The organism is Butyricicoccus sp., from assembly GCF_050872565.1.
Classification (GTDB): Bacteria; Bacillota; Clostridia; order Oscillospirales; family Butyricicoccaceae; genus Butyricicoccus_A.
On the sequence record NZ_JBNMHC010000307.1, the window covers coordinates 1 to 2,689 of the forward strand.

Annotated in this window: 2 protein-coding genes and 1 pseudogene; 2 read left to right on the plus strand and 1 reads right to left on the minus strand. The window is 49.1% G+C overall.

Features of this window, described 5'->3' with window-relative positions; all coding sequences use genetic code 11:
* Positions 1-199: pseudogene (locus tag ACR0P9_RS10525) on the plus strand (hypothetical protein); the annotation flags it as partial.
* A gap of 124 nt (positions 200-323) precedes the next feature.
* The gene (locus ACR0P9_RS10530) at positions 324-1,718 is read left to right on the plus strand and encodes an S-layer homology domain-containing protein (RefSeq protein WP_432619930.1); all 1,395 of its coding nucleotides are present in this window, start codon (positions 324-326) and stop codon (positions 1,716-1,718) included.
* Between the two features lie 67 nt (positions 1,719-1,785).
* Here ACR0P9_RS10530 and ACR0P9_RS10535 read toward each other — a convergent pair whose 3' ends face one another.
* Positions 1,786-2,442 (minus strand): YczE/YyaS/YitT family protein, encoded by a 657-nt coding sequence (locus ACR0P9_RS10535; RefSeq protein WP_432619932.1) that lies wholly within the window; start codon positions 2,440-2,442, stop codon positions 1,786-1,788.
* Between the last annotated feature and the right edge of the window lie 247 nt (positions 2,443-2,689).

Genomic DNA, 2,689 nt, shown 5'->3' on the forward strand with positions numbered 1-2,689 from the left:
GAGCGGCGATCACTGTCCTTGTCAGGAGGCCTGTCCCCATCACGGAAATTGCTTTGAGTGCGTGACGATTCACCGCGGACACCGCGATCATCTGCCGATGTGCCTGTGGGATATGGTCAATGAGCGCGTTGCAGCGCTATCACATATGACAGAAGGCTCCCTGCATCAGTATGAGCAAACACACGCAAAAAAAGAATAAAAATTTACAAATTTTGCTTATTTTATGCCAAATCATAGAGAAATATTCGTGTTTCGTTGAAAAAGCTCCTGATTTGTAGTATAATAAAAATATACACAAAAAGTGACAGGAGGGACTCAAACGTATGACATGGACAAAACGATTGACGAGTGTGATGCTGGCGGGCGTTATGTGCGCAGCAGCACTGACCACCGGTGCACTGGCAGAGGATGCTGGAGTTGGCGGTTATGATGCGACGCACAGACCGAGCCACAGCGCGGATTATGTGCTGATTGATTCGGCAACCTACGATATGAAAACGTATGCGAAGCAGGAAAGCACGACCTATTGGAACGATGCGCGCGGCAATATTGTCAAAGCGGTTGATTACAACGGCAATGGCGAGCAGACTGGCTGGGAAGCCTATGCCTATAACAGCAGCAACCAGCTGACACAGATCAGCGAATATCAGGGAAACAACCTGACGCAGACCAATACCTATGACCGCGACCAGAACGGCAATATTACCCGCGAAGTCGCTACAGTAAAGGAATCCGGCGGCGACGCCGTGTACGAGTATCTATACACCTATGATTCGCACAACAATATCACGAAAAAGACGCTGAATTTTACTGAGCACGGTCAGAAGGCAACGTATGTGGAAAAATTCAGCTATGAGTACAACATTGCTGGAAACATCTCCAAAAAGACGGCGTATACCACGGTTGACGGCAAGGATCATCTGATGTTCTGGCAGACGTACACCTATGACGAGTTAAACCGCGTATCGGAGATTCAGTATCAGGATAACGGTGATGCTGAGGGCGGTGCGCTGGATTTCACCGAACATCGCTTCCAGTACAGCGATGAAGGCAATGAGGATTGCTTCGATCATCTGCAAAATGCACAGAGCGACGGTACATATACGCTGTATCACTACAACAAGCTCAGCGAAAATACCCCGTATACCTTGACCTATGATGAGATGTTCTGCGATGTCAGCGCAAGCAATTGGTTTGCACCGGCAGTAGAATATGTATACAACAATGGCATGATGAACGGCACAGCTCCGGGACGGTTTGAGCCGAACGGCACACTGACTCGTGCACAGATTGCGCAGATTTTGTATGCCAAGAACGGACAGCCGACTGTGACGGGCACGACACCGTTTACCGATGTCGCCCAGGGCGCTTGGTATTACAATGCCGTCTGCTGGGCATATGAGAACAAGATTGTCGCAGGTACCTCTGCTACGACGTATGCGCCGAATGCAGCGGTAACGCGTGAGCAGCTGGCAAGAATGCTGTATGCGGCAGCTGGTTCGCCGGAAGTGACAGAAGGCTCGCTGAACGGCTTTGTCGATGCATCGTCTGTTTCGGATTGGGCACAGACAGCTATGCTGTGGGCAAATCAAAACGGCATCATCAATGGCTCGAAGGATAACGACACGGTAAGACTGAACCCGAAGAAGGGCGCAACGCGTGCCGAAGCAGCAACGATGATGAAATCTTATGCCGCTTACGAGGCAAATAACAAGTAAAAAACAAATGGGCTGTAACACGTTCCTTTTATCAAGAGGAACGAATGTTACAGCCTTTTTTGCGTTTTTAGTTTCTAAACAAAAACCGTTGAAGTGGTTTGGTCATGCGCTTTTCCCAGAATCGGATGCACATGCCGACGCCGAAAGCGGCAATAAGCGTGCCTTCGCGCACGCCGCTAATGTTGTGCAGCTGGGTCATAGACAACAGCACGGTCAAAACGACAACGAGGCAGTCAAAGACAATTTTGCAGCTGGACATGGGCTTGCCAGAGACTTGCGCCAGCGCGAGGGATACGCCGTCTGCGGGCATGGACATAATATCCGCGGTGACGTACAGAAAAATACCGGAGCCAAGAAATACCATGCTGCACAGCATATAGAGAAATTGAATGGGATAGGCTGGATGCTGTGGCAGCAAGGCGGTTAGTGCGCCGGACAGGCTGACAAACCAGCCGAAAATCATGGACAGCACAATCTGCAAGAGATTTTTCCACTGGAATCGGCGGCGCAGAATGAAAATCTGCAAGACAATATACACCGAGAAAACCAGTGTGGTACACAGACCGAGACTTTTTTGTGTAATCAGACTGACGATATACGGCAGCGTATCAATGGGAGACACGCCGATGCCGGATAACACCGATAGATTGACGCCGATGGTCATGAGAAACATACCGATGAGATAGATCGGTATGCGGCGTTCCCAATGCTTGGATGCTGACACAGCATCACCTCCCCTAGTGTGATACTATCAGTATAGCAGAAACTTGCGTGTGATTATAGAACATTCTTGCGAAACTAGGCGAAACAGTGCTATCATACACATAGAAGAATTTGTGATGAAAGGGTGGAGAACAAGATGCTCTCAAGTGAAATTCAAGAAGTGATGCGTGAATGCGGACAGCTGATGCTGCGAGCAGATCACGCCAATGCCGACGTAGAAAATAAAGGAAGATACAATGATCTTGTCA

Excerpts from the sequence above, each read along its gene's own strand:
- ACR0P9_RS10530 (WP_432619930.1), top strand. The coding sequence starts at position 324 with ATGACATGGACAAAACGATTGACGAGTGTGATGCTGGCGGGCGTTATG.